The organism is Actinacidiphila sp. bgisy145 (assembly GCF_057708125.1).
This window is the reverse complement of sequence record NZ_JBYIRL010000019.1, coordinates 88,699-114,734: the sequence shown is the minus strand read 5'-3', so window position 1 is coordinate 114,734 and position 26,036 is coordinate 88,699. Positions and strand designations below refer to the sequence as shown.

The following is a 26,036-nucleotide window of genomic DNA, read 5'->3' as shown; positions in this document are numbered from 1 at the left end:
GCGCTCAGCCGGCGTCGCGTTCCGGCGCGGTCAGCGCGGCCAGGTCGCGGCGGTTGGCGCCGCCGGTCTTGGCCAGGAGGTTGGCGACATGGCGCTCGACCGTGCGCGGGGAGATGTGCAGGGCGGCGGCGATCTCGCGGTTGGTGCGGTGCCGGGCGAGCTGCACCAGCACCTCGTGCTCGCGGACGGTGACGCCCATGAGCCACAGCCGGCGGGGGACGCCGGCGCTGCCGTGGCGGCGCTGGCGGACGGGTTCGCCCAGGCCGCGCAGGAGATCGCGGCAGTGCCGGGCGGCGGAGTGGATGCCGTGCGCGGTGAAGAAGGACTCGCCCTCCTGGAGGGAGCGGGCCGGGTCGCCCCAGCGGTCGCGGGCGGCGGCCGGGGCGACCAGGAGCAGGCCGAGGTGGCGGGCGAGCGGGAAGGGCGCGGAAGCGGCGAGCGCCTGGGCGAGGGCCTGTTCGGCGCCCGCGGTATCGCCCGCGCGCCCGGCCAGCACCGCCCGGCTGAGGTGCACGAACTGGCTGTTCCAGGGCAGCCGGCCGGCCGCATGCCGCGCGACCGCGTCGTGGTCGGCCCGGGTCGCGGCGCCGTGCACCGTCTCCACCAGCAGCCCGAGGCCGTACTGCCCGCACAGGTAGGACGGCGTGGCGGCGCCGGTGCCGTCCAGGCCCTTCAGGTGGGTGCGGGCGGCGGCGGTGGCGCCGTGCAGCAGCGCGCAGACGGCGAGGCCCAGCCCGGTGACGAGCGGGACCTCGTCCTTCCGGGCGCCCCGCCACCGGTCGAAGTCGGCCAGCGCGGAGCGCAGTTCGGCCTGCCGGCCGCGGTGGGCGGGTACCAGCGCCCGGACCGCGAGGGCGTAGCTGCCCAGCGCGGGCAGGCGCAGCCGGGCGATGTCGCGCCAGGCGGCGGCGAGCAGTTCCTCGGCGTCGGCGAAGCGGGCGCGCAGCAGTGCGTCGACGGCCAGCGCGAGGCGCAGGTGGCAGTCCTCCACGACGGCGCCACCGGCCTCGAACCGGCCGCGGGCGCCGGTGAGCAGCAGCGCCTCGGGCGCGGGCACATGGGCGCCGCCGGTGAGCAGCTCGGGGCGCGCGCCGGGTGCCGCGGCCGGGCCACGAGGGGCGGCCACGGCCACGTGTGCGGCCACGTCCGGTGCCGCCGTGGCCCGTTCGCCGCGCTGGCGGGCGGCGGGCCCGTACGGTCCCGGCCGGCGCGGGCGGGGGGTGAGCGGGGTGACTGTCGCGGACCGGGCGGGCGCCCGCACCGGTGCCGGGCCGCCACCTGGTGCGACGCAGGCCCGGTCCTCGCCCTCGCGCGGCGCGTGGAGCGGCCGCCACGGGGCGGGCACCAACCCGCCGGGCGCCGCCCCGGCGAGCACCGGACCGCGCAGCAGCTCGGTGACGGCCAGCGGGTTGCCGCCGCTCTGTCGGAACACCGTGTCGCACAGGCCCGCGGGCACCGGCCTGCCCTGCGCCCCCAGGAGCGCGGCCACCAACTCCGCCGTGGCCGACCGGTCCAGGCGCGCCAGGGGCAGCAGCGCGGCCGGGTCGCGCCGCCGGGCGTAGTGCGCGAGGTCCGCCGCCGGGCCGGGTACGTCGCGCAGGGTGCCGATGACCGCGACCGCCTGGCCGGCAAGGTTGTCCACGAGGTACTCCAGGGCCGCCAGCGTGTGCGGGTCGGCGTCGTGGAGGTCCTCCAGGACCAGGACGTACGCGTCCGCGGGCGCCGCCGCCAGGACCCGCAGCACCGCCTCGCCGTGCAGGTACGGTTCCGCGGGGACCGCCGCCGGCAGCAGCGCGCCGCGCCGCCAGTCCGGGACGAGCCGGCCGAGCATTCCCGCGTACGGTTCCAGCCGGGGCGGCGGCGACCAGCCGGTACGGGCCAGCCCGAGCAGCGCCTCGGCGAACGGCCGCAGGGCGGGGCAGCCGGCCGGCCCGGACCGGACCGCGCGGCCGCGCAGCACACCGACGCCCGCGGCCTGCGCGGCGGCGGCCGCCCGTTCGGCCAGCCGCGACTTGCCGACGCCGCCTTCACCCGTCACGAACACCGCGCCGCCGTCCCCGGCCGAGGCGGCCGCGACCAGGTCGCACAGCGCGCCCGACTCGGCCTCCCGGCCCACCAGACGCGCCGGACGCCTGCTCCCGAAGCGGGGCTCACCCATGCCCGGCACCGGCTGTGCCCTTTGCCCCGGCCGAGGGCCGCACGGGCCGACCCGGGCCTGCCCCGCGGGTCCTGACGCGGCGCCAGGAGCCGCGTGCGCTGCATGGTGGAACGGTCCCCACAAGCCTGCTCCGGTCATCAGCAGTCGTTAAGAACGATCACCGGGATAATAGCTGAGATGAATGGCGCGGTCGTGGGGCGGCGCAGGCGGTCACAGGCGTGGTGGTCACAGGCGCGGACGGTCACAGGCGTGGACCGCACCCCCCTGAGGTGCGGCCCACGCGAGCGGCGCTGATCAGTTGATGGAGCAGTCCGAACACAGCGTCGTGTCGCAGCAGCTGAACGACCACTGCCAGCTTCCGCCGACGACCGAGCCGCCCTGTGCGACGTCGGCGATGTCGATCGAGCTGACCGGGCTGAAGCCGGTCGTCGTCCCGGCCGGGGCGTATTCCTTCCAGGAGCGCACGACGGCGTTGTCCATGTCCATGAGTCGACCTCTCTCTTCGGTGGTGCCGGATGGGGAACCGCAACATCGCCGGGAATCCCCGGCGCATGCGCGCTTGGTCGACCCGCGGGCCCGGGCGCCTGCGCGGGCCCGCGGATCTCAGACCGGGGGAGGGGGTGCCAGCAGCAGGACCGGAGCCACCCGTCCGGGAGCGGCGATCCGGAGCAGCCCGTGGCCGATCCCGGCCAGCCCGGTCATGAGCCCGGGCGTCGCGATCCCGCCCGGTGTCCCGCAGACCGGCCCGTCCCGCTCGATCCGCCGCACGACGGCCGCCGCGTCCCGCGACCACGCGCCGTCCGCGGCCATGCCGTCCGATGCGGCGGCGGCGAGCAGTTCGAGGTTGCCCAGGGCGCCGTGGCACAGGCTGTCGTTGCGGTGCCGCCCGAAGCGGGCGGTGCTGTCCAGCGCCCGCCGCAGGTCCGCGCGGCTGTCCGCCAGGGCGTCCGCCGCGCCGGTCCCCGCACACCTGCGCAGCACCGAGGCCCTGGCCAGACCGACCCCGGGCGCGCCGTGGCACCAGGAGTGCTGGCCGCCCGGCTCCGCCCTGCGGTGGTCCGGCCAGTTGTCCAAGGCGGCGTCGTACGCGCCGTGTTCGTAGCCGAACGCACGCAGGCCCGTGGTGCGGGCGGCCTCGTCGCCGGTGCGCGCGGCGTACGACAGCAGGGCCCAGCCGGCGCCCGCGGCGCCGTGGGAGAAGCCGAGCAGCGGGCGCGGCGCCGTACCCGGCCAGCCGGCACCGGCGCCGGCCGGCACCGCGCCCGCGACGAGCGCCTCGGCGCAGCGCTCCGCCAGCCGGCGCGCCGCGGCCCCGTGCCCGGCACCGCCGGACAGGGCCTCGGCGACCGCGAGACAGCCCGCGGTGCCGCTGATCACGTCGTGGGCGACGCCACCCGACACGCGCTCCCGGGCATGGTCCAGCAGGGGTGCGACCAGGGCCCCGGCGGAGGTGTCGCCGAGCAGCGCGGAACAGCAGGCCAGCGCGTACGCCACCCCGCTCATACCGGTGAACGCCCCCACGGCCGCCTCGGCTTCGTGCGGGCCGCCGCCGTCGAGCACCTCCCGCGCGTACCCGGTGACCGGGTCCAGGGCCCGCCGGGCCAGGTCGGCGTGGGCCGGCTCGCCGGTGACGCCGGCGAGTTGCGCCAGGAACAGGGCGATGCCCGCGTACCCGTTGTACAGGTCGACGCCCAGCGGCCGTACGGACCAGCGCGACTCCTGCCACAGGTCGAGCCCGAGCCAGCCGAGCCGCCCTGCCGCGCCGGGCGCTCCGGGACCGGCGAACGCCGACGCCTCGAGGCGGTCCGCGACGGCGCGCGCGGCCTTAAGCGCCCGCGCGGCCAACTCCGCGGGCACGGCGCCGGGTTCGGGCCCGGCGCCGTCAGGCGCGGGGGCGCTGTCGGCCGGGCGCGGCGCGGCGCCGTCGGTCCGGGTGGCCAGGTGCGCCGCGACGATCCACCCCTGGTCGGCGAGGTCGCGCTCGCCCATCCCGGCCAGGGTGCGCCCGACCCGCTCCGCGCCGGACTCCGGCAGCAGGCCCGCGATGACCGTGCCGCTCGCCGCGCGCACGTCGCGGGAGCCGGCGCGGGCGGTGAACAGCGGGACGTCGCCCGCCCACAGGTCGGCCACCTCGTGCCGGACCAGCCGGGCCCGGGCCGGGTCGGCGGCGGCCCTGGCCCACAGCACGCCGAACACCTGGTCCCGGTCGAGCGCGTCGCGCAGCGCGTCCGGGTGCGTGGTCTCGGCGAGCAGGGTGGCGTACTCGTGGGTGGGCCGCGGGATGATGCGCGCGGGGTCGTCCGTGAAGCGGGCCAACACGCCGTCCGCCGCGAGGAGTTCGGTGCGTGCGGCGGCGAGCGCCTGGTACCCCTCGCGGTAGCCGGCCAGCAGCGGGGCCGCGTAGCGCACGGCGTCCAGGTCGGTGCCGTCCAGCCGGGGCCGGTTGCGGACCTCGCCGAGCACGGGCCGCACCCGCTCCACGCGCATCGTGTCGGTGCCCGCCCCGGCGAAGTCCGCGACCCGGTACGGCAGCGCCGCGTCCTGGTCGCCGCCCATGCCGCCCGCGTCGAACGCCTGCCCGTCGGCGCCGATGACGACGGACGGCAGCAGGCCGACCCGGCCCACCGACTCGCGGTAGGCCGTCACCGCCGGGTCGCCGTCCAGCGTCGGGCTGCCGTAGGTGCGGGGGAGGTCGGCGCAGAACAGCGACTCGAGGTCGATCGGGACCGGCTGGTCGCCGACCGCGATGAGGTTCTCGAAGTGGAAGTCGACGCCGCCCAGGGTGTGCAGCAGCGCGAGCAGCACGCCCTGGCGGTGGAAGTACCGGGTCGCGGCGGCGGCGTCCGCGCACGGCGCCGGGTGGACGAACCCGACCCAGCCGTGGCCGCCGCGGTCGAGGACGGGGAGCGTCATCAGCCGGGACCGCGCCGGCAGCCGCCCGTTGTACCACTCGACGGCGTCGTTGAAGTGCCGGTGCATGCGCGGCGGCCGGGGCTTGTAGACCGCGCGGGCGCCGGAGGCGAAGGCGGCGACGCCCACCGAGCGGCCGCCGTCGTGCGGGTCGCCCTTGGCCGGCTCGAACGAGGCGAGGGCGCCGGGGTCGGCGCCGCCGAACAGCCGGCGCACCAGCTCCGGCCGGTCGTCGGCGAGCCGCCGCAGGAACTCGGCGTGCACCGCGGCCACTTGGGCGGCGGTGTCGACCAGCAGCCGGGCCAGTACGGCGTACTCGTCGAGGAGTTCGGCCAGCGGCTCCGGGCGGCGGAAGTGCCGGACGAACGAGCCGAAGCGCGCCTCGGGGGTCTCGCCCTCCAACCGGCCGGTGACGCGCAGGACGTTCAGTTCGAGGACGAGCACCCGGGCGGACAGGCGGACCAGGCGCCGGGCGGCGTCGGCGCGGACGGCCTCCCTGACCACGGCGCGGTCCGCGGCGGCAAACGGCCCGGCGGGCCCGGCGCCATCGGCCGCAGCGTCGAAGCGGCGCAGGGCCTCGCGGACGAACGGCGCGACGACGCGGGCGAAGCCGCGCTGCCATCCGCCGGGCCCGTCCCCGTCGAGCGTGTCGGGGTCGTCGGGGGCGTCGTGCGCGGCCGAGGCCGCCACCCGTTCGACGTCCAGCGCCCACGCGGGCTTGGCCGCGCCGCACCGGCGGGCGAGGCGCTCGGGCGGTTCGGCGAGCAGCGCCCGCAAGGCGCGCGGGGTGCCGCCGTACTCGGCCGTCTGGCGCTCCAGCGCGTCTGCGGCCAGCTCGCGGAAGGCGTCGCGCCAGCGCCGGAAGCGGATGTCGGCCACGGCCGCCCGGTCGGCGTCCTCGGGGTCCTCGGGGTCCTCGGCGTCCTCGGGGTGCGAAGCGTCGCCGGTGCCGCCGGCGTCCTCGGTGTCCGGCCACCCGGCGGCGGCGCGCTCGTCCAGGCGGAGCGCGCGCACCCACCAGGCCCCGGTCAGCGCCGACCTGCCGCGCCGCTCCCACGGCATGGCGAGCGGGCGGTCGGCGGTCGGCCCGGTTGTCGGCACCATGCTGGCCTTCCTCGTCCTCGGTCCGGTTTCCCGGCCACGAGTCGACCGCGAGCCGCGGCCGCGCCGCATGCGCGCCCACCACCCACATTCATCCCGCGCGCACGGCCGGCAGGTCCCCGCCCGGCGCGGAAACATGGGTGCGCACCACCCACCCCGCCCCGCCTGGTCGCGGGTTCAAACGGTGCCCGCGTCCGCGAACTGGTCGGCGACGGTGCGCGGTTCGCGGCCCAGCAACGCGCCGAGCAGCGGATCGACCGCCGCGAAGCGGCCTTCCCGGGCCGCCTGGAAGGTGGTGAGCGTCATCCGGGCCATCGCCTCCGGGGTGCCGGCGGCGGTCCGGGCCGCGATCCACGCCTCGTCGCCGGTGGTGACACGTGTGACCGTACGGCCACTGGCCTTCGACGCGAGGGCGGCGACGTCGTCGAACGTGAGGGCCTGACGCGCCGTCAGGGTGACCGGGCCGTCGACGGTCCGGTCACCGGCGAGGAGGGCCGCGGCCGCCTCGGCGGCATCGGCCCGGTCGGTCCAGGACACGGGCCCGTCCGCCGGGGCCGTGATGGTGCCGGTCCGCTGCCACGGGCCGAGCAGCCAGGCCAGGCTGTGGGCGTAGAAGCCGTTGCGCAGCGCGGTCCAGGCGACACCCGAGGCCGCCAGGAGCCGTTCGGTGGCGGCGTGGTCGCGGGCCGGGGGGAAGGGGCTGTCGGCGCCGGCGCCCTGGTGGCTGGTGTAGAGGATGCGCCGGGCGCCGGCCGCGACGGCGGCCTCGATCCCGGCGCGGTGCAGTGCGACGGCGTCGGCGTGCGGGTCGTTGGAGGAGACGAGCAGGACCTGCTCGGCCCCCTCGAAGGAGTGGCGCAGCGCGGCCGGGTCCTCGTAGGAGCCCTGGCGCACGCGCACGCCCCGGTCGGCGAAGTGCCGGGCCCGCTCGACGTCGCGCACGCTGACGCCGATCCGCTCGGCGGGTACGCGCGTGAGGAGGTGCTCGACGGTGGCGCCGTTGAGGGCGCCGGTCGCGCCGGTGACGACAATCATGGGTTTCCCTTTCGTTTCCGCGGCGCGCCGGGCGCCCGGCCGGTGTCAGCTCGCGCGCAGCAGCGGCAGGAGGATGTCGTCGACGAGGTGCGCGACGAACGCTTCGTCGCAGGGCGCGCCCGCGACCACGACGCGGTGGACGATCACCGCCGGCGCGACCTCGGCGAAGAGCTCCGCGGCCCGGGGGGACAGCCGCTCGCCGTGGCGGGCCGCCCTGCGCAGCGGCTCGCCGGTCATGGCGGCCTCGTCCCGGCGCCGGATGCGCCGCATCTCCTCCGCGAGCCGGGGATCGCCGCGCATTCCGGCGAACAGCGCTCCCAGCAGGCCGATCTCCTGCTCGGCGATCTGCCGGCCCAGCCAGCCGACGAGCGCGAGCAGATCGCCGCGGAGGTCTCCCGCGGCGGGCTCGGGCGGCACGGCCGGCGAGCGGTACTCGACCGCGGCCGCGACCAGCGCGGCCTTGTCCCGGTGGCGGCGGTAGATCGTCGTCTTCGCCGCCCCGGAACGGCTCGCGACCGCCTCCATGGACAACTGCTCGTAGCCCACCTCGGTCAGCAGCGCCAAGGTCGCCTCGTAGATGGCCACGTTCCGGCTGCTGTCGCGCGGCCGTCCCGTCGCGCCCGCCCGGCCCGGACCGCCCGCTGCCTCCGCCACACCCGCTCCCTACTTTCGCTACGCTACCGTTGCGTATCGAAAGTACCCCGCCGCCGCCTCCCACGGCAACCCGTCCGCGCCCCGCCCGCCCCCTGGCCGGAGTTGCAGGGCTGCCTGGCGCTGCTCAGCATGGTGAGGAGTGGACCGCCGCCCGCCCCGCCGTCCGACGGCCCGTCCGGCACCCGCCGAGCGAAGGACCACCGACATGGCCACCAGGAACCCCCGCCGAGCCGTACCGCCGTGGCCCCGGCTGCGGGTCGCGGAGTGGGAGGACACGCGCGAGACGCTGCACATGTGGGTCCAGATCGTGGGCAAGGTCCGGCTGGCTCATGCGCCCCTGCTCAACCACTGGTGGCAGGTGACGCTCTACGTCAGCCCGCGCGGGCTGACCACCTCCGCGGTGCCCTGCGGCGGCGAGTTCTTCGACATCGAGTTCGACTTCGTGGACCACGTGCTGCGCCTGCGCAGCAGCGACGGCGGCCTGCGCACCGTCCCCCTGGAGTCGATGCCGGTCGCGGAGTTCGCCGCGCGCGTCAGCCGGGCGCTGGAGGAACTGGACCTGCACACCACCATCCAGGACCACCCCAACGAGGTCGAGCCGGCGATCCCCTTCTCGCAGGACCACCGCCACCACACCTACGACCCGCGCGCGGCGCACCTGTTCTGGCGCCAACTCCTCCAGGCCGACCGCGTGATGGGCGCCTTCCGGGCCCGCTTCGTCGGCAAGGCCAGCCCGGTGCACTTCTTCTGGGGCGCCATGGACCTGGCGTGCACCCGCTTCTCCGGCCGCCGCGCCCCCCGGCACGCCGGAGGAGCCCCGAACTGCGGCGACTGGGTCATGGTGGAGGGCTACTCGCACGAGCTGAGCAGCTGCGGCTTCTGGCCGGGCGGCGGCGAGGAGGGCGCCTTCTACTCCTACGCCTATCCCGAACCGCCCGGCTACGCCGACCGCCGCGTCACACCCTCGGACGCTTTCTACAGCCGCGAGCACGGGCAGTTCCTGCTCCCGTACGAAGCGGTGCGCACCGCCGACGACCCGGACGCGGCCCTCACCGGCTTCCTCCAGAGCACCTACGAGGCCGCCGCGGACGGCGCCGGGTGGGACCGGGCAGCCCTGGAGGCCGACCCGGAGCGCTGGGGGTAGGCCGTCCGGTGGATGTTGCGGCCCGCTACCGCTTGGCGGGGCGGGCGCGGGGCAGGGGGGACCGTATGGACCACTCACAAGCGCCGGTGCTGGAGGCCGTGGCGGCGTACCACGCCGAGGGACAACTGCCGTTCACCCCGCCGGGGCACAAGCAGGGCCGCGGCGCCGACCCGCGCCTGCGCGCGGTGCTGGGGGAGGAGGTCTTCCGCGCGGACGTCCTCGCGACCGGCGGGCTGGACGACCGCACGTCCTCCGGGCACGTCCTGCTGCGCGCCGAGGCGCTGATGGCCGACGCCGTCCGCGCCGACCACACCTTCTTCTCCACCTGCGGCAGTTCGCTGTCGGTCAAGGCCGCCATGCTCGCGGCCGCGGGCCCGCACGAGAAGCTGGTCGTCAGCCGCGACGCGCACAAGTCCGTGGTCTCGGGGCTGATCCTGGCCGGCATCCGCCCGGTGTGGGTGGAGCCCCAGTGGGACCCCGGGCTGCACCTCGCCCACCCGCCGTCCCCCGCGTCCTATGAGGCGGCCTTCGAGGAACACCCGGACGCCCGGGGCGCCTTGGTGACCAGCCCGACGCCGTACGGGACGACCGCCGACCTGGCGGAGATCGTCCGGATCGGCCACGCGCGGGACCTGCCGGTGATCGTCGACGAGGCGTGGGGCGCGCATCTGCCCTTCCACCCCGACCTGCCGACCTGGGCGATGGACGCGGGCGCGGACCTGTGCGTGACGTCCGTGCACAAGATGGGCGCCGGCTTCGAGCAGGGTTCCGTCTTCCACCTCCGAGGCGGCCGGATCACGCCCGCGACCCTGGCGGCGCGCGCGGACCTGCTCGGCACCACCAGCCCGTCGGTGCTGCTGTACGCGGGGCTGGACGGCTGGCGGCGCCAGATGGTCGAGCAGGGAGCGGAACTGCTCGACCGGGCGCTGACGCTGGCCTCGCAGGTCCGCGCCACCGTCGAGGGCATCGACGGCCTGCACGTCCACGGGCGGGACGACTTCTGCGGCCCCGGCCGCGGCCACGACCTGGACCCGTTGCAGGTGTTCGTCGACGTCTCCGGGCTCGGCGTGAGCGGCTACCAGGCCGCCGACTGGCTGCGCGCGCACCACCGGATCAACCTGCACGTGTCCGACCACCGCCGGGTCAGCGCCCAGTTCACCCACGCCGACGACGCCGGGACCGCCGACCGGCTGGTGGGCGCGCTGCGCGACCTCAGCCGCCGGGCCGGCCGCACGGAGGGCCTGGAGCGCGACCACCGGCAGGTGGCGGTGCCCGCGCCGGAGCGGTTGCGGCTGGAGCAGGCGATGCTGCCGCGGGACGCGTTCTTCGGCCCCGTCGAGTCCGTGCCGAGCGAGGCCGCGGCCGGCCGGGTCGTGGCGGAGATGCTCACGCCCTACCCCCCGGGCATCCCCGCGGCCCTGCCCGGCGAGCGCTTGGACGAGGCCGTGGTGCGCTACCTGCGCACCGGTGTCGCCGCGGGCATGGTCGTGCCCGACGCCGCCGACGGCTCCCTGGGCACGATCCGGGTGGTGGCCGACAGCTGAGGGGGCGGCGCACCCCGTGGCCGTCCGGGGCGTTACGGCCGGTCGGCCGTTTGGCCCGGGGCACAGCGGTTAGGCGTCGGAGTGTGCTTCGGAACGGCAGGCGCACGAGGCCGTGGACAGCCCTCCGCGCTGCCCGCGGGCCCCCGCCGAGGGGCCGCCACTCCCCGCCGTCCGAAGGATGCGTCTCATGCGCCAGCGCCGTTCCGCCACCCCGCACGAGGAGCCGGCCGAGTCCGCCGACCTGCTGCGCCGCCTGTCGACCGCCGGGCCCGAGCAGCGCGAGGCGCTGCGCGAGCGGCTGGTCGTCGTGTGGATGCCGATGGCCCACCGGCTCGCCGGGCGCTATCGCGGTCGCGGCGAGTCGCTGGAGGACCTGCGGCAGGTGGCCGCCCTGGGCCTGGTCAAGGCGGTGCGCCGGTACGACCCGGTGCGCGGGCACGCCTTCCCGAGCTTCGCGGTGCCCACGATCGACGGTGAGCTCAAGCGCCACTTCCGCGACTACGTCTGGAGCGTGCATGTGCCGCGCGCCGTGAAGGAACTGCGCGCCCGGGTGCGTACGGCCTGCCGTGAGCTCGGCACGGACGACCCGGGGGCGGTCGCCGCGCACACCGCGCTGCCCGAGGGCGCGGTGCAGGAGGCGATCGCGTCGATGGACGAGTTCTCCACCCTGTCCCTGGACCACCGCGTCCACGACGGCACGGCCACGCTCCACGACGTCGTGGGTGCCACCGACCCGGCGTTGGAGACGGTCGAGCGACGGGAGGCGGTCCGGCCGGGCATGGGCGCGCTCACCGAGCGTGAACGCATGCTGCTGTACCTGCGCTACTTCAGGGACATGAAGCAGGCCGACATCGGGGAACTGCTGGGCATCTCCCAGATGCACGTCTCCCGGCTGCTGAACGAGATCTGCGCGACGCTGCGGGCGGGCATGTCGGGCGACGCGCCCGCCGCCGGCTGACTGCCGGCACACGCCCCGTACGGCGCCGCTGTCCGCGGCGCTCCGCCGTCACGCCCGGTCGGCGGCCGCCCCGGCGTGGAGGTGCTCGAGGGCGTCGAGCACGACGGTGCGCCGGTACCAGGACTTCCAGGCCGCGGCGTCGGCGGCCAGTTCCAGCAGCTCGGTCCGCTGGCCGCCGGTGAGCACGTGCGCGGTGTGCGGGTGCCGGACGGACAGCACGCCGATGGGCGGCCCGCCGGGCGCGATCAGGGGCGCGGCGTGCAGGGTCTGCGGGGCCGCCGCGCCGGTGGCCCGCCCCACGCGCCCCCGGTCCGCGGGCAGGGCCGCCTCCACCGCGGTGACCAGGCCGTCCGCGGTCAGGGCCCGGCCCACGACCGACGCGGTGCCGGTCAGGTGGGCGCAGGCGTCGATCTCCGCCGGGGTGTGGCCGCGTTCGGCCTCCAGGACGAGCACGCCGCCGCGTGCGGGGTCGACGAGATGGATCATGGCGCCGGGCGTCGCGGTGAGCCGGGACGCCTCGTCGACCGCTGCCTGCAGGGCCCTGGTCCGCTCCAGCGGGCCGACCCCGCGAGCGGTGAGGAACGGCGCGCCCGGCGGCGGGGTGCGGCGCCGGCCGGGGAACCAGGGGCCCTCGGGCGGGGGAGCGGGCGCGGTGGTGACGGCGGAGGCGAGTGACCTTCCCGTGTGGAGCGCGCTGTGGCAAACGGCGCGCGGGCTGTCGGCCGCGCGGCCCGGGCGACCGGGTGAACTCGCCGCGCACATCCGCCCATTCGGGGTATCCGGCGGTCCGGCGCCGGCGGGCCGGGCGGATACACCTGGTCCCATGTCCGTCGGCGAGGGCGGAGAAGGGAGCGGGTGGCGGATGACTTCGGACGGGCGCCGGAACGGCAACCACACGTCGGCGCGGGAGACCGCGCTGACCGGCGTCGCGGTGCTCGACCGGCGCCTTCCGCTGGCGGAAGGCGCCAAGTCGCTGCTGCGGAAGGCGTTTCCGGACCACTGGAGTTTCCTGCTCGGCGAGTTGGCGCTCTACAGCCTGGTCGTCCTGGTCCTCACCGGCACCTGGCTCACGCTGTTCTTCCAGCCGGGCACGAAGCAGACGCCGTACCACGGTTCGTACGCGCCGCTCGACGGCCTGCCGGTCTCCGCCGCCTACGACTCGACCCTCCACATCAGCTTCGAGGTGCGCGGCGGCCTGCTGATCCGTCAGATGCACCACTGGTCCGCCCTGGTCTTCGTCGCCGCGATCGGCGTCCACCTGCTGCGGAACTTCTTCACCGGGTCCTTCCGCCGGCCGCGCGAGATCAACTGGATGATCGGCGCGACGCTGTTCCTGCTGGCGATGCTGGAGGGCTTCTGCGGCTATTCGCTGCCGGACGACCTGCTGTCCGGAACGGGGCTGCGCACCGCGAACACCATCGTGATGTCGATCCCGGTGGCCGGCACCTACCTGGCACTGCTGCTGTGGGGCGGCTCCTATCCGGGCACGCTGCTCAACAGCCGCCTCTACATCCTGCATGTGCTGTTCCTGCCCGGGGTGTTGATCGCTCTGGTGACCGTCCACCTGGTCCTCGTCGTGTACCACAAGCACACCCAGTGGAGCGGGCCCGGGCGGACCAACCGCAATGTCGTCGGGCAGCCGATGTTCCCGCAGTTCATCGCCAAGACCGGCGGGCTCTTCCTGCTGGTGACGGGTGTGCTGGCGGTGCTGGGCGCCCTCGTCCAGATCAACCCCGTATGGGAGTACGGCCCCTTCCGCGCCGACCAGGTGAGCACCGACGCCCAACCCGACTGGTACGTGGGGTTCCTGGAGGGCGCGCTGCGGCTGATGCCGCCCTGGGAGAGCGCGGTCGGCGGGCACACGGTCATGTGGAACGTCCTGCTGCCGGCACTGGTGCTGCCCGGGCTGCTGTCCGCGGTGCTGGTCGGCTACCCCGTCTTCGAGCGCTGGGTGACCGGCGACCGCGGTGAGCACCACCTGTGCGACCGGCCGCGCGACCGCCCGTTCCGTACCGGCCTCGGCGTGGCCGCGATCGTCTGGTACGCGGTGCTCCTGGCGGCCGGCGGCAACGACGTCAGCGCGTACGCCTTCCACCTGTCGGTGAACGCGCTGACCTGGATCTTCCGGGTCGCGGTGTTCGCCGGCCCGGTGATCGCCTTCGTCGTCACCCGCAGACTGTGCCTGGCCCTCCAGACGCACGAGCACAAGGCCCTCACCGAGGGCGTGCCGACCGGCGACGTCGAGCAGACCGTCTACGGCGGGATGCGGCCGGTGCACGTACCGGCCGACCCCGTGCGGCGATACCGGTTCGTCGTACGCGACCTGCCCCGGCCGGCGCCGCCGCCCGACGACGGGGCGCCGTACCGGGCACGGCTGCGGTCCGCCCTCAGCCGCTGGTACTACACCCGCCGCGTGGAGCTTCCCGCGACGGCCGAGGAGCGGCGCCGCGCCGACGAGGCGCTGGCCGACCCCGAACGGAGGCAGCGGTGACGCGCACCGGCCAAGACCCCGCGAAGGCGCGGACGGACGGGGACCTTCAGCCGCCGGCCGAGCAGCCGGCGGACCGGGGCAGCACGCTGGGCAACCGCCTGCTGAACTACGCCACCACCACCGACCACAAGGTCATCGGCAACATGTACATGGTCACGGCGTTCTGCTTCTTCCTGTTCGCCGGTCTGCTGGCGATGGGGATGCGGGCCGAACTGGCCCGGCCCGGACTCCAGTTGTGGAGCGCCGAGCAGTACAACCAGCTGGTCACGATCCACGGCACGATCATGATGCTGCTGTTCGCGACACCGATGTTCGCCGGGTTCGCCAACGCCGTCATGCCGCTCCAGATCGGCGCCCCCGACGTGGCCTTCCCCCGGCTGAACGCGCTGACCTACTGGCTCTACCTCTTCGGCGGCCTCGTCGTCGTCTCCGGCTTCGCGGTGCCCGGCGGCGCGGCGGCCTTCGGCTGGTTCGCGTACGCGCCGCTGAACAGCGCCATCGACTCGCCGGGCACCGGCGCCGACCTGTGGGTCATGGGACTGGTGCTGTCCGGGCTGAGCACCACCCTCGGCTCGGTGAACTTCGTCGCGACCATCGTGTGCCTGCGCGCCCCGGGCATGACCATGTTCCGGATGCCGATCTTCACCTGGAACATCCTGTTCACCTCGATCCTGGCGCTGCTGGCCTTCCCCGTGCTGACCGCGATCCTGCTGGCGCTGGAGGCGGACCGGAAGTTCGGCGCCCATGTCTTCGACGCGGCCAACGGCGGCGCGATCCTGTGGCAGCACCTGTTCTGGTTCTTCGGCCACCCCGAGGTCTACATCGTGGCGCTGCCGTTCTTCGGGGTGGTCACCGAGATCATCCCGGTCTTCAGCCGCAAGCCGGTCTTCGGCTACATCGGCATGGTCGGCGCGACGATCGCCATCACCATGCTGTCGGCGACCGTCTGGGCCCACCACATGTTCGCCACCGGCGCCGTGCTGCTGCCGTTCTTCTCCCTGATGTCGTTCCTGATCGCGGTGCCCACCGGGGTGAAGTTCTTCAACTGGATCGGCACGATGTGGCACGGCACGCTCTCCTTCGAGACGCCGATGCTGTGGTCGGTGGGCTTCCTGGTGACCTTCCTGCTCGGCGGGCTGAGCGGGGTGCTGCTGGCGTCCCCGCCGCTGGACTTCCACGTGACCGACAGCTACTTCGTCGTGGCGCACCTGCACTACGTGCTCTTCGGGACCGTGGTCTTCGCGATGTTCGGCGGGTTCTACTTCTGGTGGCCGAAGTGGACCGGCCGGATGCTGGACGAGCGGCTGGGCCGCATCCACTTCTGGACGCTCTTCATCGGCTTCCAGACCACCTTCCTCGTCCAGCACTGGCTCGGCGAGATGGGCATGCCGCGCAGGTACGCCGACTACCTCGCCCAGGACGGCTTCACCACGCTGAACACGGTCTCCTCCATCGGCGCCTTCCTGCTGGGACTGTCCACCCTGCCGTTCCTCCACAACGTCTGGCGGACCACCCGGCACGCGCCGAGGGTCGACGTCGACGACCCGTGGGGCTTCGGCCGCTCCCTGGAGTGGGCGACCAGCTGCCCGCCCCCGCGCCACAACTTCCACACCTTGCCCAGAATCCGGTCGGACTCGCCGGCGTTCGACCTCCACCACCCCGAGGCGCTGCCGGCCGGCTCCGCCCCCGGCGCCCCCACCCCCGACACGTACCAGGAGGCCGGCGCGTGAGGAGCGAGGCGTACCTGTTCGGCGGAGTCGCCGGCTTCTTCCTGGTCACCGGCGTCGGCTACGGGTGGTGGTCGCGGCAGGAGCCGGCCGGCACGGCCGCGCTGGCCGTCGCCTTCGTCATGGCGTCGCTGATCTGCTTCTTCTTCACCCAGAACTACCGACGGCGCGGCGCCCGGCCCGAGGACCACCGGGACGGCGAGATCGCCGACCGGGCCGGCCCGCTCGACTTCTTCCCCGCCCGCAGCCCCTACCCGCTGGTCACGGCGACCGGCGCCGTGCTGTGCGCGCTGGGCATCGTCTTCGGGCTGTGGCTGTTCCTGCTCGGCCTGGGCACCCTCGCCTCCGGCGTCGGCGGGATGGTCTTCCAGTACGTCCACCGCGGCGAGGAGTAGCCGCGCCCGTACCGTCCGCCGATCCGTTGCCACACATCCCCGGCGCAATGCATCAAACGGCACCTAACGGACACCCGAGCGGCAGTCCATCGTCCATGTGAGGAGCGATCATGATCGTCGAGATGCTCTACGACAAGGGCCTGCGGGCCGACCACTGCTACGACGCCGCCCTGGTGTCGGTCGGACTGGCTTTCGCGTCCTGGGCCACCTCCGTCAAGACGGAGTCCCACGGAGTGGAGCGAGCCGACCGCTGGGGGATCTTCGTCGGGGAGTGGGCCCCCACCTTCTTCGGACTCGGGCTGGCGCTGGCGCACCACGAGAAGAAGAAGACCTGACGCCTGCCGGACGGGCTCGGGCCGCCGACCGGGGGATGCTCCCGGTCCGCGGCCCGCGCGCGGGGCGCCCCGCCGTTTCACCTGCCGGTCCACCGCCATGCGGCGGCGGGCGCCTACGGGCGGTCGCCGGTCCCTCCTTCGGTGGGGGCCGAGGTGTGCTGGTGGCCGCCGGGGCGGATCGTGCCCCGGCTGTCGTCGATGCTGTCGCGGGCGGCGGCGGCGACCGCTTCGGGGGTGATGCCGAACTCGCTGTACAGCCGCTGGTAGGCGGCGGAGGCACCGTAGTGCTCCAGGCTGACCGTCCGCCCCGCGTCGCCGACGATCTCCCGCCAGCCCTGCGCCACCGCGGCTTCGACGCTGACCCGGGCCCGCACCGAGGGCGGCAGCACCGAGTCCTGGTAGTCGCGCGGCTGGTCGGCGAACCACTCCCGGCACGGCATCGAGACCACCCGCGCCGCGACGCCCTCCTCGGCCAGCAGCGCGCGGGCCTGAAGGGCGATGTGGACCTCCGAGCCGGTGGCCACCAGGATCACCGCCGGCTCCGCTCCGCCGGCCGGGTCCGCCAGGACGTAACCGCCGCGGGCCGCGCCCCGGGCCGGAGCGTGCTCGCCGCTGTCGCGGTCCAGGACCGGCAGGTTCTGCCGGCTGAGCACCAGTCCGGCGGGCCGGTCGGTGCGCTCCAGGATGGTCTGCCAGCAGACGGTGGTCTCGTTGGCGTCGGCGGGCCGGACGACATGCAGGCCGGGGACGGCGCGCAGCGCCGCGAGGTGTTCGACCGGCTGGTGGGTGGGGCCGTCCTCGCCCAGGCCGATGGAGTCGTGGGTCCACACGTACGTGGTGGGCAGCTGCATCAGCGCGGCCAGGCGTACGGCCGGGCGCATGTAGTCGGAGAACGTCAGGAAGGTGCCGCCGTAGGGGCGGGTCAGGCTCTGGAGCGCGATGCCGTTGAGGATCGCGGCCATGGCGTGTTCCCGGATGCCGAAGTGCAGGGTCCGCCCGTAGGGGCCGCCCTTCCAGTCCTTGGTCTGGCGGTCGGGCGGGACGAAGGACGGTTCGCCGGACATGGTGGTGTTGTTGCTCCCGGCCAGGTCGGCCGAGCCGCCCCACAGCTCCGGCAGGACCGGGGCGAGCGCGTCGAGCACCTTCCCGGAAGCCGCCCGGGTGGCCATCCCCTTGGCGTCGGCGGGGAAGACGGGCAGCACGTCGGTCCAGCCGTCCGGCAGCTCCTGCCGCTGCAACCGGTCCAGCAGCGCGGCGCGCTCCGGGTGGGCCTGCCGCCAGGCCGTGAACGTCTCGTCCCATGCCGCGTGCGCCTGCCGGCCGCGCTCGGCCGCCCGCCGGGTGCGGGCCAGCACGCCGTCCTCGACGGTGAAGTGCGCCTCGGGGTCGAAGCCCAGCAGCTTCTTCGTGGCGGCCACCTCGTCCTCGCCCAGCGCGGAGCCGTGCGCCTTGCCGGTGTTCTGCTTGTTCGGGGCGGGCCAGCCGATCAGGGTGCGCAGCATGATCAGCGACGGGCGGCCGGTCTCCTGCCGGGCGGCCCGGGTCGCGGCGAGCAGGGCGTCGACGTCCTCGACGTACTCACCGGTGCCGGTCCAGTCGACGGTCTGCACGTGCCAGCCGTAGGCGGCGAACCGCGCGGGGACGTCCTCGCTGAAGGCGACGTCGGTGTCGTCCTCGATGGAGATGTGGTTGGAGTCGTAGAAGACGGTGAGGTTGCCCAGTTCCTGGTGGCCGGCCAGGGAGGCGGCCTCACTGGTGACGCCTTCCATCATGTCGCCGTCGGAGGCGACGACGTAGACGTGGTGGTCGAAGGGGCTGGTGCCCGGCTCCGCGTCCGGGTCCAGCAGGCCCCGTTCGCGGCGGGCCGACATGGCCATGCCGACCGCGCCGGCCATGCCCTGGCCCAGCGGCCCGGTGGTGATCTCCACGCCGCGGGTGTGGCGGTGCTCGGGGTGGCCGGGGGTGGCCGAGCCGAAGGTCCGGTACGCCTTCAGGTCCGACAGCTCCAGTCCGTAGCCGGCCAGGTACAGCTGGATGTACAGGGTCAGGCTGGAGTGCCCGCAGGACAGCACGAACCGGTCCCGCCCCAGCCACTGGTCGTCGGCCGGGTCGTGCCGCATGACGTTCTGGAACAGCAGGTAGGCCAGCGGGGCGAGGCTCATCGCGGTGCCCGGGTGCCCGTTGCCGACCTTCTGCACCGCGTCGGCCGCCAGCAGCCGTACGGTGTCCACCGCCCGCACGTCGACCTCGTCCCAGCCGGCCTGCTCCGCCACCGGGAGCGCCAGGGACCTGTCGCGTCCTGCCGTGCCGTCGGACTGTGCACTCGCCATGCCGTCGCTCCTTCGTCGAGTGGGGTCGAGCCGTGCCGGGCGCAAGGGCTCCCGTCCCCTACGGCTAACCGCACGCGGCCGCCTCAATCACCGAAACGCGGGAGTGCACCGGGACGGCGCCTTCCGCAAGCAGCGGCGGACGCCGTTCCACCGGGCCGCCGCGCCGCGTGGAACCTGGCGGAACCGCGGCTGCGGCGGCCCGGACGGACCGGGGATCGTGCTGCTATCCGGCGTGGGTCCCGTACCCGGCGACCTTCGGCGTGCCGGTCGCGCCGTTCGGTGACCGGTAGCCCGAGCAGGTGCCGTCCGACACCTTCATCCCTTTGCCGGCGCCCGCGGTCTGGTCGACGATGTCCGGCACACAGGCGGCCGGGTCGAGACTGTAGGAGTAGGGGATGCTGACCGTGGTGTCGGACTGCGGGTCGGGGCCTGCGGGATGGTTCTCGTCACTGTCGGCGGACCAGGTCACGTTGTCGTAGATGTTGCCGCTGACCTGCCAGTAGCCGAGCTCGTTGGTGTAGAAGGTGCCCAGGACGTCGTGGGAGTCCTGGAAGTAGTTGTTCTCCACCTTGATGTGCGCCCCGACCCGGGAGTTGATGCCGGACTTGCCGAGGTTGACGAAGTAGTTGTCGTAGGTGTGGACGGTGGCGCCGCGGTCCAGGGGCGTACGCGAGCCGATGTTCTCGTACAGGTTGTGGTGGTAGGTGATGTACTGGCTCGAGGTGTCGCTGTCCGTGTGCCCGACGAGGCCGGCATGGTCGATGTCGCGCATGATGCTGTAGGAGAGCGTCACGTACTGGGTGTCGTTCTTCAGGTCGAAGAGGCTGTCGTACCCCTGGTCCTCGGTGCACAGCGGGCATCCCGACGCCTCCAGGGTGACGTGGTCCACCCAGACGTTGTGGACGTCGCTCTCCATCCCGATGGCGTCTCCGCCGTTGGACGTGGGCGAGCCCGGTGACTTCTTGACGTTCTCGACGGTCACGTTCTGGATGATGATGTTGGAGGCCTCGCGGACGTGGATGCCCAGCTGGTCGAAGACGGCTCCGCCGCCGACCCCGACGATCGTGATGTTGCTGACGTTCTTGAACTGGATCGCGTCGTCCTCCGTGTCGCAGCTGCTGCCCGAGACCCTGCTGGTGTTGCCGTGGTCGATGGTTCCCTCGACCTCGATGGTGATCGGGGTGCTGCTACTGGCTCGGCCGCACAGTGCCGCGTTGATCTCGGTGCCGGTGGTGGCCCGCACCGTCTGGCCGCCCGCACCGCCGGTCGTGCCACCGTTCTGGGTCGCGTAGCCGGTGGCGCCGCTGCCCGCCGCCGACGCCTCGGGTGTCGACAGCGTCACCATGGCCGCGGCCCCCAGGGCCATCGTGGCCAGTGCCGCGGAAAGCCGCAGTGCGACTGGTCGTCTCATCGTCGTTACTCCGTTCGTCTTCCGTTGCCGGACGTTGCTGCCGGTGTCCCGTGCCGCTCCGCCGCGGGAGCGGCACGGGAGAACCGGGGATGTGCGACGGATCTGCCCGAAGGGCGTTACGGCGTCACCTGCCGGCCGCCGAAGGTCACGACGAGGTGGCCGTCCGAGGCGAACGACCAACCCAGAGCGCCGTCGTAGGAGGCGCACCCGGAACCGTTGGAGCCGGCCCAGAACTGGTCGGAGCTGTCGGTGTCTCCGACGACCTTGTCGTTGCTGCCGTCCCCGTCGAACCGGCAGGAGGTGTCGTTGCGGAACTGGGAGTTGCCGCTCTCCCAGTGGAAGTTGCGTTCGGCGTTGTCGATGCTGACGTCGTCGGTGATGGTCATGTCGCCGGGGTTGCTGTTGTAGGTGAACCCGTCATGGCCGTTGTGGTAGGCGATGTCGCGCACCGCGACGTTGTCCACGGCGATCTTGTCGCCGCCGAGCTTGAAGCCGTTGCGGTCGCCGTCCGGGGTCGCGGTGCCGTCGGAGAGGGTGCCCTGGTCGTAGGAGAGCGAGTCCTCGATGGTGACCGGGCCGATCGGTCCGGTCTCGGTCTTGGCGTACAGGTCCCAGCCGTCGTCGCTGTTGTTGTGGGACACGTCGTAGCGGAAGACGTTGCCCGTGCCCACCGTGAGTTTCGCCGCGAAGCCGTCGGCGTTCTCGCCTGAGGAGTCGGCGTTGTCGTGCGACTCGGCGCTGATGACGAGGTTGTCGGACGGCCACTGGTCCTGGGGAGTCGTGGAGTCGATCCGGGAGATCTGCAGTCCCGTGTCGCGGTTGTAGCGCGTCACCGTGCGCTCGATGACGTTGTGGCTGCCGCCGACGAAGATGCCGTTGTCACCAGCGTGCTCGACGACGATGCCGTACACGTGCCAGTACGACCCGTCCACCTCGAGCCCGCGGTTCGTCGACGTCTCGCTCTGGGCCGAGAAGTCCAGCACCGGGGTCTCACCCGGATAGGCGGACAGCAGGGTGGGGGAGCCGGCCGTCCCGTTGTCGCCCTGCGGGATGGTGACGGTCTGCGCGTAGTCGTACGTCCCGCCGCGCAGGTAGATCGTCCCGCCGGAGCTGACGCGGCCGACCGCCGAGGCGAGCGTGGTCGGGTCCGACTCGGTTCCGGCGGCGTCGGAGGTGCCGTCCGGCGCCACGTACAGCGCACCGGACGCCGGCGTGGTGGAAGGCGGCGTGGTCGTGGGGCTCGGCGAGGTCGTCGTCGGTGTCGGGCTGCCGGTCGCGGTCAGCGTCCACTGCTTCGTGGAAGCGCTGTCGCAGGAGTTCGTCTGGACCAGGGCCCCCGTCGCCGTGGAGTTGTCCTTGAGGCTGGCGCACTTGCCGCCGCCCGCGTTGACGACCTGGTAGCCGCCGCCGGCGGCGGTCAGCGTCCAGGTCTGGCCGGCCGCTCCCGTGCAGGTCTCCTGCTCGATCGGCGCACCCGCGTTGGTCCTGGCGCCCTGGACGCCGACGCACAGCCCGCTGGAGACCGAGGCGATCCGGTACCCGCCGCCGGCGGCGGTCAGGGTCCACTTCTGGCCGTCACCGCCGTTGCAGGTGCTCTGCTCCAACTGGACGCCGGTGGCTTTGCTGGAGCCGGGCAGGTCCAGGCAGAGCGCGCTGCCGGCGTTGGTCAGCGTGTAGGTGCCGGGGCCGGCGCCGGTGGCCGCCCCAGCGGCTCCGGCGGGCGTCGAGGCCAGCCAGGCGGCGGCCGCGGTCGCCACGGCCGCCCCGCCGGCGATCGCGGCGACCATGCGCCGACGTGTTCGCCGGCGCCGGGGCCTGCGCCCCGACGTGAGTCCGTCTGCTGCGCTCATGGAGTGACTCCGTTTCATCGGTACGGAAGGGACCCCCATGGAGAACCGCAACACTGGTGGCGCGGAGGTGGCAGGCGCGGCGGACCGGCAGGCGACATGACCGGTCCGCCGGTGGTGCTTCCGGACGTCCCGGCACCGGTGGACCCCGCGTGTGCCCGACGCTGCTCGCCGCACACATCCGCGGCAGCAGACCACCCCCGACCCCGGAGGCCGGCGGTCGTACGGTTACGGCTCGTCGCCCGGCACGGTGGGGGGAGCGGGCCGGGTGCGGTCGTGCGTCACGTCCGCAGACGTGGCGGAAGATCACTCCTCTGATACGTCATATACGACGTATCGAGGAGCACCGCCGAACGTACGAGCGTGCCCAGGACGTGTCAAGGCACCGCGCACCGGTCTTCCGTGGGTCGCAAGTCGAGGCGCCGGATGCGTAGATCGGCCATATGTCGCCTCCGAAGGGGGACTTCGGGGCGCCCGAGGTGAAACGTGCCCGCACCCTTGACCGTCCCGGACGGCGCCCTTAAATTCTGGAACGTCATATATGAGACGCCGTAGGGGTCCTTCGGTTCTCGCACCCACCGCCCCGATCGCACCACAGGAGCCCGCACAGTGGCCGATATCCTTGCGCCGCACGGCAGTCCACGATCCGGAGTACTGCCGCCCTCTCGTACCGAGGCGGTTCTGGAGTCCATCAAGCACGCGATCCTGACCGGAGAACTCACGCAGGGTCAGGCCCTGGTGGAGGCCGAACTGGCCGAGCGGATGGGGGTGTCCAAGACCCCGGTGCGGGAGGCGCTCAAGACGCTGGCAGGCTCGGGCCTGGTGGTGATGCTCCCTTACAAGGGAGTCACCGTCCGCCGCGTGGACCAGGCGCTGGCCCGCGCGGTGTACGACATGCGTCTGCTGCTGGAGCCGGTGGCGGCCGGCCGGGCCGCCCTGTCCGGCCGGGCGCTGGAGGAGGCCGGCAGCGCGCTGGACGCCGCCGACCGGGCCGAGGACGCCGCCGACAGGTCGCTGGCCAACCGGGCCTTCCACCGCGCCCTGTACGCGGGCTGCGGCAATCCGCTGCTGGTGAAGGCCCTGGACGACCTGCGGGACCAGACGGCGCTGGTCTCCAGCGCGGCCTGGGCCCGGCAGCCGTCGTGGGAGCAGGAGGCCCGCGAACACCGCGAGATCCTCGCGGCTTCCCGGGCCGGGGACTCCGACCTCGTACGGACCTTGATGCGCGGCCACATCAGCGCCTTCGTGGCCCGCAACTTCCCCGAGAGCGAAGCGGAGTAGGCCACAGATGACCGTGGACACGCATGACAGCACGACGTCCCTGGACGATCTGCGCGGCAGACTGTCGACGGTGGTGGCCATCCCGGTCACGCCCTTCCACCGGGACGGCAGCGTGGACTGGGACACCCACGCGGCCCTGATCCACCGCCTGGTCGGCAACGGCGTCGAGGTGGTCACCCCCAACGGCAACACCGGCGAGTTCTACACCCTCACCGCCGCCGAGACCCGGCGGGCCGTGGAGTCGACCGTGGCCGCGGTCGCCGGCCGGGCCGAGGTGGTGGCCGGCGTCGGGCTGGACATCGCCGGCGCGGTCGCGGCGGCCCGGCACGCCCGGGACGCCGGGGCCGGCTCGGTGATGGTGCACCAGCCGGTGCACCCCTACCGGTCCGTCGAGGGCTGGATCGACTACCACCGCGCCATCGCCGACTCGGTGCCCGAACTGGGCGTGGTGCTCTACGTACGCGACCCGCGCGTCTCCGGGGCGCAGATCCGTACCCTCGCCGAGCACAGCCCGAACGTGGTCGCCGTCAAGTACGCCGTCCCGGACCCGGTGCGCTTCGCCTCGGTCGCGCGGGACGCCGGGCTGGGGCGTTTCGCCTGGATCGCAGGCCTGGCCGAGCTGTCCACGCCCGGCTACTGGGCGGTGGGGGCGACCGGTTTCACCTCCGGCCTGGTCAACGTGGCGCCGCGGTTGTCCGGCGCGCTGCTGGACGCGCTGCGCGCCGGCGACTTCACCGGGGCGATGGCGGTGTGGGAGACCGTCCGCCTCTTCGAGGAACTGCGGGCGGCCGACGCGTCGGCGGACAACGTCAGCGTGGTCAAGGAGGCGCTGGCCCAGCTGGAGCTGTGCGGATCGGCGGTCCGGCCGCCGTCCCGGGTGCTGCCCGACGACGTGCGGACGAAGATCGCCGGGCTGATATCCGCCTGGCGGGAGGGTGGTTGGCTGTGAGCGACGACGCGACCGGGCAGGTCACGCTGCGCAGCGCCGCGTGGTTCGGGCAGGGCGCGACCGGCGGCGAGCTGCGCGCCTTCAGCCACCGCTCGCGGATGCGCCAGCTCGGCTACCTGCCCGAGGAGCACCTGGGCAAGCCGGTCATCGCGATCCTGAACCCGTGGTCGGACATCAACCCCTGCCACATGCACCTGCGGGAGCGTGCCGAGCAGGTCAAGCGCGGGGTGTGGCAGGCAGGCGGGTTCCCGCTGGAGTTCCCGGTCTCCACCATGTCGGAGACCTTCCAGAAGCCGACGCCGATGCTCTACCGCAACCTGCTGGCCATGGAGACCGAGGAACTGCTGCGGTCCTACCCGGTGGACGGCGCCGTCCTGATGGGCGGCTGCGACAAGACCGTGCCGGCCCTGCTGATGGGCGCCACGAGCGCGGCGCTGCCGGCGCTGGTCGTCCCGTCCGGGCCGATGCTGCGCGGCCACCACCGCGGCCGGACGCTGGGCAGCGGCACCGACCTGTGGTCGTACTGGGACGGGCACCGGGCGGGCCGGATCGACGAGTGCGAGATGGCCGGGGTCGAATGCGGGCTGGCCCGCTCGCCGGGCCACTGCATGACGATGGGCACCGCCTCGACCATGACGGCCGCCGCCGAGGCGCTGGGCCTGGCACTGCCCGGTTCCTCCGCCATCCCGGCCGTGGACAGCGCCCACCACCGGATGGCCGCCGCCTCCGGGGCCCGGGCCGTGACGCTGGTACGTGAGGGGCTGACGCCGGCGAAGGTACTCACCCGGGACGCCTTCGAGGACGCCGCCGCCACGGTGCTGGCCCTCGGCGGCTCCACCAACGCGCTGATCCACCTGATCGCGATGGCCGGCCGGGCCGGCGTCGCGCTCTCGCTGGAGGACTTCGACGCCATCGGCACCCGGGTGCCGGTGCTGGCGGACGTGCGGCCGGTCGGCGCGCACCTGATGGAGGACTTCTACTACGCCGGCGGCCTCCCGGCGCTGCTGGCCCAACTGGCCCGGGTCCCGGGCGCGTTGCACCCGGACCGGATGACCGTGACCGGCAGGCCGTTCTCCTCCTACTACGCGGACGCCGAGATCCAGGTGCCGAAGGTGATCCGCACCCCCGAGGACCCGGTGGCGTCCGAGGGCGGGGTCGCGGTGCTGGGCGGTAACCTCGCACCCGGCCGGGCGGTGATCAAGCACCTGGCGGCGGACCCGAAGCTGCTCACCCACACCGGTCCGGCCGTGGTCTTCGACTCCTACCCGGAGCTCAAGCGCCGGATCGACGACCCGGCGCTGGGCATCACCGCGGACACCGTGCTGGTGCTGCGCGGCGCGGGACCGCTCGGCGGGCCCGGCATGCCCGAGTACGGCATGCTGCCGATCCCCGCGTACCTGCTCGAACGCGGGGTCGAGGACCTGGTGCGGATCTCCGACGCCCGGATGAGCGGCACCAGTTACGGCACCTGCGTCCTGCACGTCGCCCCCGAGTCGCACGCGGGCGGCCCGCTCGCCCTGGTGCGCACCGGGGACCTGATCACCCTGGACGTGCCGAACCGGCTGCTGACCCTCGAGGTGGACGACGAGGAGCTCCGCCGCCGCCGCGCCGCCTGGCAGCCGCCCGCACCCCGTTTCGAACGCGGCTACGGCGCGCTCTACGCCGAGCACATCACCCAGGCGGACGCCGGCTGCGACTTCGACTTCCTGGCCCGGCCGGGATACGACCCGGCACCCGACCCGCACTGAACCACCCGGCCCCGCTCC

General features: G+C 74.0%; 18 protein-coding genes and 1 pseudogene. 10 read left to right on the top strand and 9 right to left on the bottom strand.

Annotated elements, in window-relative coordinates; genetic code table 11:
* Positions 1-4: 4 nt before the first annotated feature.
* The 5 genes from AC3ERT_RS18835 to AC3ERT_RS18815 form a co-directional block, all read right to left on the bottom strand.
* Positions 5-2,158: a helix-turn-helix transcriptional regulator gene (locus tag AC3ERT_RS18835; protein ID WP_435175506.1), complete on the bottom strand. Its 2,154-nt coding sequence runs from the start codon at positions 2,156-2,158 to the stop codon at positions 5-7.
* 294 nt (positions 2,159-2,452) lie between these two features.
* The gene (locus tag AC3ERT_RS18830) at positions 2,453-2,638 is read right to left on the bottom strand and encodes a hypothetical protein (RefSeq protein WP_435175504.1); all 186 of its coding nucleotides are present in this window, start codon (positions 2,636-2,638) and stop codon (positions 2,453-2,455) included.
* A gap of 123 nt (positions 2,639-2,761) precedes the next feature.
* A complete protein-coding gene (locus AC3ERT_RS18825; RefSeq protein ID WP_435175502.1) occupies positions 2,762-6,172 on the bottom strand; it encodes a type 2 lanthipeptide synthetase LanM family protein in 3,411 nt (1,136 codons plus the stop codon).
* A 174-nt stretch (positions 6,173-6,346) separates the two neighbouring features.
* A complete protein-coding gene (locus tag AC3ERT_RS18820; protein ID WP_435175500.1) occupies positions 6,347-7,204 on the bottom strand; it encodes an NmrA family NAD(P)-binding protein in 858 nt (285 codons plus the stop codon).
* Between the two features lie 45 nt (positions 7,205-7,249).
* Complete coding sequence (locus AC3ERT_RS18815) at positions 7,250-7,858, bottom strand: TetR/AcrR family transcriptional regulator (RefSeq protein ID WP_435135310.1); 609 nt, start codon at positions 7,856-7,858, stop codon at positions 7,250-7,252.
* 205 nt (positions 7,859-8,063) lie between these two features.
* Between AC3ERT_RS18815 and AC3ERT_RS18810 the strand changes: the two genes are divergently transcribed.
* From AC3ERT_RS18810 to AC3ERT_RS18800, 3 genes are all read left to right on the top strand, one after another.
* The gene (locus AC3ERT_RS18810; RefSeq protein WP_435175498.1) at positions 8,064-9,002 is read left to right on the top strand and encodes a DUF5996 family protein; all 939 of its coding nucleotides are present in this window, start codon (positions 8,064-8,066) and stop codon (positions 9,000-9,002) included.
* Between the two features lie 65 nt (positions 9,003-9,067).
* The gene (locus tag AC3ERT_RS18805) at positions 9,068-10,546 is read left to right on the top strand and encodes an aminotransferase class I/II-fold pyridoxal phosphate-dependent enzyme (RefSeq protein WP_435175496.1); all 1,479 of its coding nucleotides are present in this window, start codon (positions 9,068-9,070) and stop codon (positions 10,544-10,546) included.
* A gap of 187 nt (positions 10,547-10,733) precedes the next feature.
* Complete coding sequence (locus tag AC3ERT_RS18800) at positions 10,734-11,504, top strand: sigma-70 family RNA polymerase sigma factor (RefSeq protein ID WP_435135317.1); 771 nt, start codon at positions 10,734-10,736, stop codon at positions 11,502-11,504.
* 48 nt (positions 11,505-11,552) lie between these two features.
* On the opposite strand, the gene AC3ERT_RS18795 is transcribed toward AC3ERT_RS18800, so the two are convergent.
* Positions 11,553-12,266 (bottom strand): GAF domain-containing protein, encoded by a 714-nt coding sequence (locus tag AC3ERT_RS18795; RefSeq protein WP_435175494.1) that lies wholly within the window; start codon positions 12,264-12,266, stop codon positions 11,553-11,555.
* Positions 12,267-12,366: 100 nt separating this feature from the next.
* Here AC3ERT_RS18795 and qcrB point away from each other — a divergent pair, with 100 nt between their 5' ends.
* The 4 genes from qcrB to AC3ERT_RS18775 all read left to right on the top strand — a co-directional run bounded on the left by qcrB (position 12,367) and on the right by AC3ERT_RS18775 (position 16,452).
* A complete protein-coding gene (gene qcrB / locus AC3ERT_RS18790; RefSeq protein WP_435175492.1) occupies positions 12,367-13,995 on the top strand; it encodes a cytochrome bc1 complex cytochrome b subunit in 1,629 nt (542 codons plus the stop codon).
* Between the two features lie 86 nt (positions 13,996-14,081).
* Positions 14,082-15,725, top strand: coding sequence for an aa3-type cytochrome oxidase subunit I (ctaD, locus tag AC3ERT_RS18785; RefSeq protein ID WP_435175566.1), 1,644 nt, complete (start codon positions 14,082-14,084; stop codon positions 15,723-15,725).
* Positions 15,722-16,117: an aa3-type cytochrome oxidase subunit IV gene (gene ctaF / locus AC3ERT_RS18780; protein WP_335980469.1), complete on the top strand. Its 396-nt coding sequence runs from the start codon at positions 15,722-15,724 to the stop codon at positions 16,115-16,117. The genes ctaD and ctaF overlap by 4 nt, the downstream gene beginning before the upstream one ends.
* A gap of 110 nt (positions 16,118-16,227) precedes the next feature.
* Entirely contained in the window at positions 16,228-16,452 is a 225-nt protein-coding gene (locus AC3ERT_RS18775) for a hypothetical protein (protein WP_435135324.1), read from the top strand.
* Positions 16,453-16,565: 113 nt separating this feature from the next.
* Here the strand turns inward: AC3ERT_RS18775 and tkt are convergent, their stop codons facing one another.
* From tkt to AC3ERT_RS18760, 3 genes and pseudogenes are all read right to left on the bottom strand, one after another.
* Positions 16,566-18,782, bottom strand: coding sequence for a transketolase (tkt, locus tag AC3ERT_RS18770; protein ID WP_435175490.1), 2,217 nt, complete (start codon positions 18,780-18,782; stop codon positions 16,566-16,568).
* A gap of 192 nt (positions 18,783-18,974) precedes the next feature.
* A pseudogene (locus tag AC3ERT_RS18765) lies at positions 18,975-20,193 on the bottom strand (pectate lyase family protein); the annotation flags it as partial.
* A 116-nt stretch (positions 20,194-20,309) separates the two neighbouring features.
* On the bottom strand, positions 20,310-21,980 hold the full coding sequence (locus tag AC3ERT_RS18760; RefSeq protein ID WP_435175488.1) for an RICIN domain-containing protein: 1,671 nt from the start codon (positions 21,978-21,980) through the stop codon (positions 20,310-20,312).
* A 669-nt stretch (positions 21,981-22,649) separates the two neighbouring features.
* Here AC3ERT_RS18760 and AC3ERT_RS18755 point away from each other — a divergent pair.
* The 3 genes from AC3ERT_RS18755 to AC3ERT_RS18745 are packed head-to-tail and all read left to right on the top strand — an operon-like array spanning position 22,650 to position 26,018.
* Complete coding sequence (locus AC3ERT_RS18755; protein ID WP_335980459.1) at positions 22,650-23,321, top strand: GntR family transcriptional regulator; 672 nt, start codon at positions 22,650-22,652, stop codon at positions 23,319-23,321.
* Positions 23,322-23,328: 7 nt separating this feature from the next.
* Complete coding sequence (locus AC3ERT_RS18750; protein ID WP_335980458.1) at positions 23,329-24,270, top strand: dihydrodipicolinate synthase family protein; 942 nt, start codon at positions 23,329-23,331, stop codon at positions 24,268-24,270.
* Positions 24,267-26,018 (top strand): IlvD/Edd family dehydratase, encoded by a 1,752-nt coding sequence (locus AC3ERT_RS18745; protein ID WP_435175486.1) that lies wholly within the window; start codon positions 24,267-24,269, stop codon positions 26,016-26,018. Before AC3ERT_RS18750 ends, AC3ERT_RS18745 begins: the two co-directional genes overlap by 4 nt.
* The last annotated feature ends 18 nt before the right edge of the window (positions 26,019-26,036 follow it).

Excerpts from the sequence above, each read along its gene's own strand:
- AC3ERT_RS18835 (WP_435175506.1), bottom strand. The coding sequence starts at position 2,158 with ATGGGTGAGCCCCGCTTCGGGAGCAGGCGTCCGGCGCGTCTGGTGGGC.
- AC3ERT_RS18830 (WP_435175504.1), bottom strand. The coding sequence starts at position 2,638 with ATGGACAACGCCGTCGTGCGCTCCTGGAAGGAATACGCCCCGGCCGGG.
- AC3ERT_RS18825 (WP_435175502.1), bottom strand. The coding sequence starts at position 6,172 with ATGGTGCCGACAACCGGGCCGACCGCCGACCGCCCGCTCGCCATGCCG.
- AC3ERT_RS18820 (WP_435175500.1), bottom strand. The coding sequence starts at position 7,204 with ATGATTGTCGTCACCGGCGCGACCGGCGCCCTCAACGGCGCCACCGTC.
- AC3ERT_RS18810 (WP_435175498.1), top strand. The coding sequence starts at position 8,064 with ATGGCCACCAGGAACCCCCGCCGAGCCGTACCGCCGTGGCCCCGGCTG.
- AC3ERT_RS18805 (WP_435175496.1), top strand. The coding sequence starts at position 9,068 with ATGGACCACTCACAAGCGCCGGTGCTGGAGGCCGTGGCGGCGTACCAC.
- AC3ERT_RS18800 (WP_435135317.1), top strand. The coding sequence starts at position 10,734 with ATGCGCCAGCGCCGTTCCGCCACCCCGCACGAGGAGCCGGCCGAGTCC.
- AC3ERT_RS18795 (WP_435175494.1), bottom strand. The coding sequence starts at position 12,266 with ATGTGCGCGGCGAGTTCACCCGGTCGCCCGGGCCGCGCGGCCGACAGC.
- qcrB (WP_435175492.1), top strand. The coding sequence starts at position 12,367 with ATGACTTCGGACGGGCGCCGGAACGGCAACCACACGTCGGCGCGGGAG.
- AC3ERT_RS18775 (WP_435135324.1), top strand. The coding sequence starts at position 16,228 with ATGATCGTCGAGATGCTCTACGACAAGGGCCTGCGGGCCGACCACTGC.
- tkt (WP_435175490.1), bottom strand. The coding sequence starts at position 18,782 with ATGGCGAGTGCACAGTCCGACGGCACGGCAGGACGCGACAGGTCCCTG.
- AC3ERT_RS18760 (WP_435175488.1), bottom strand. The coding sequence starts at position 21,980 with ATGGTCGCCGCGATCGCCGGCGGGGCGGCCGTGGCGACCGCGGCCGCC.
- AC3ERT_RS18750 (WP_335980458.1), top strand. The coding sequence starts at position 23,329 with ATGACCGTGGACACGCATGACAGCACGACGTCCCTGGACGATCTGCGC.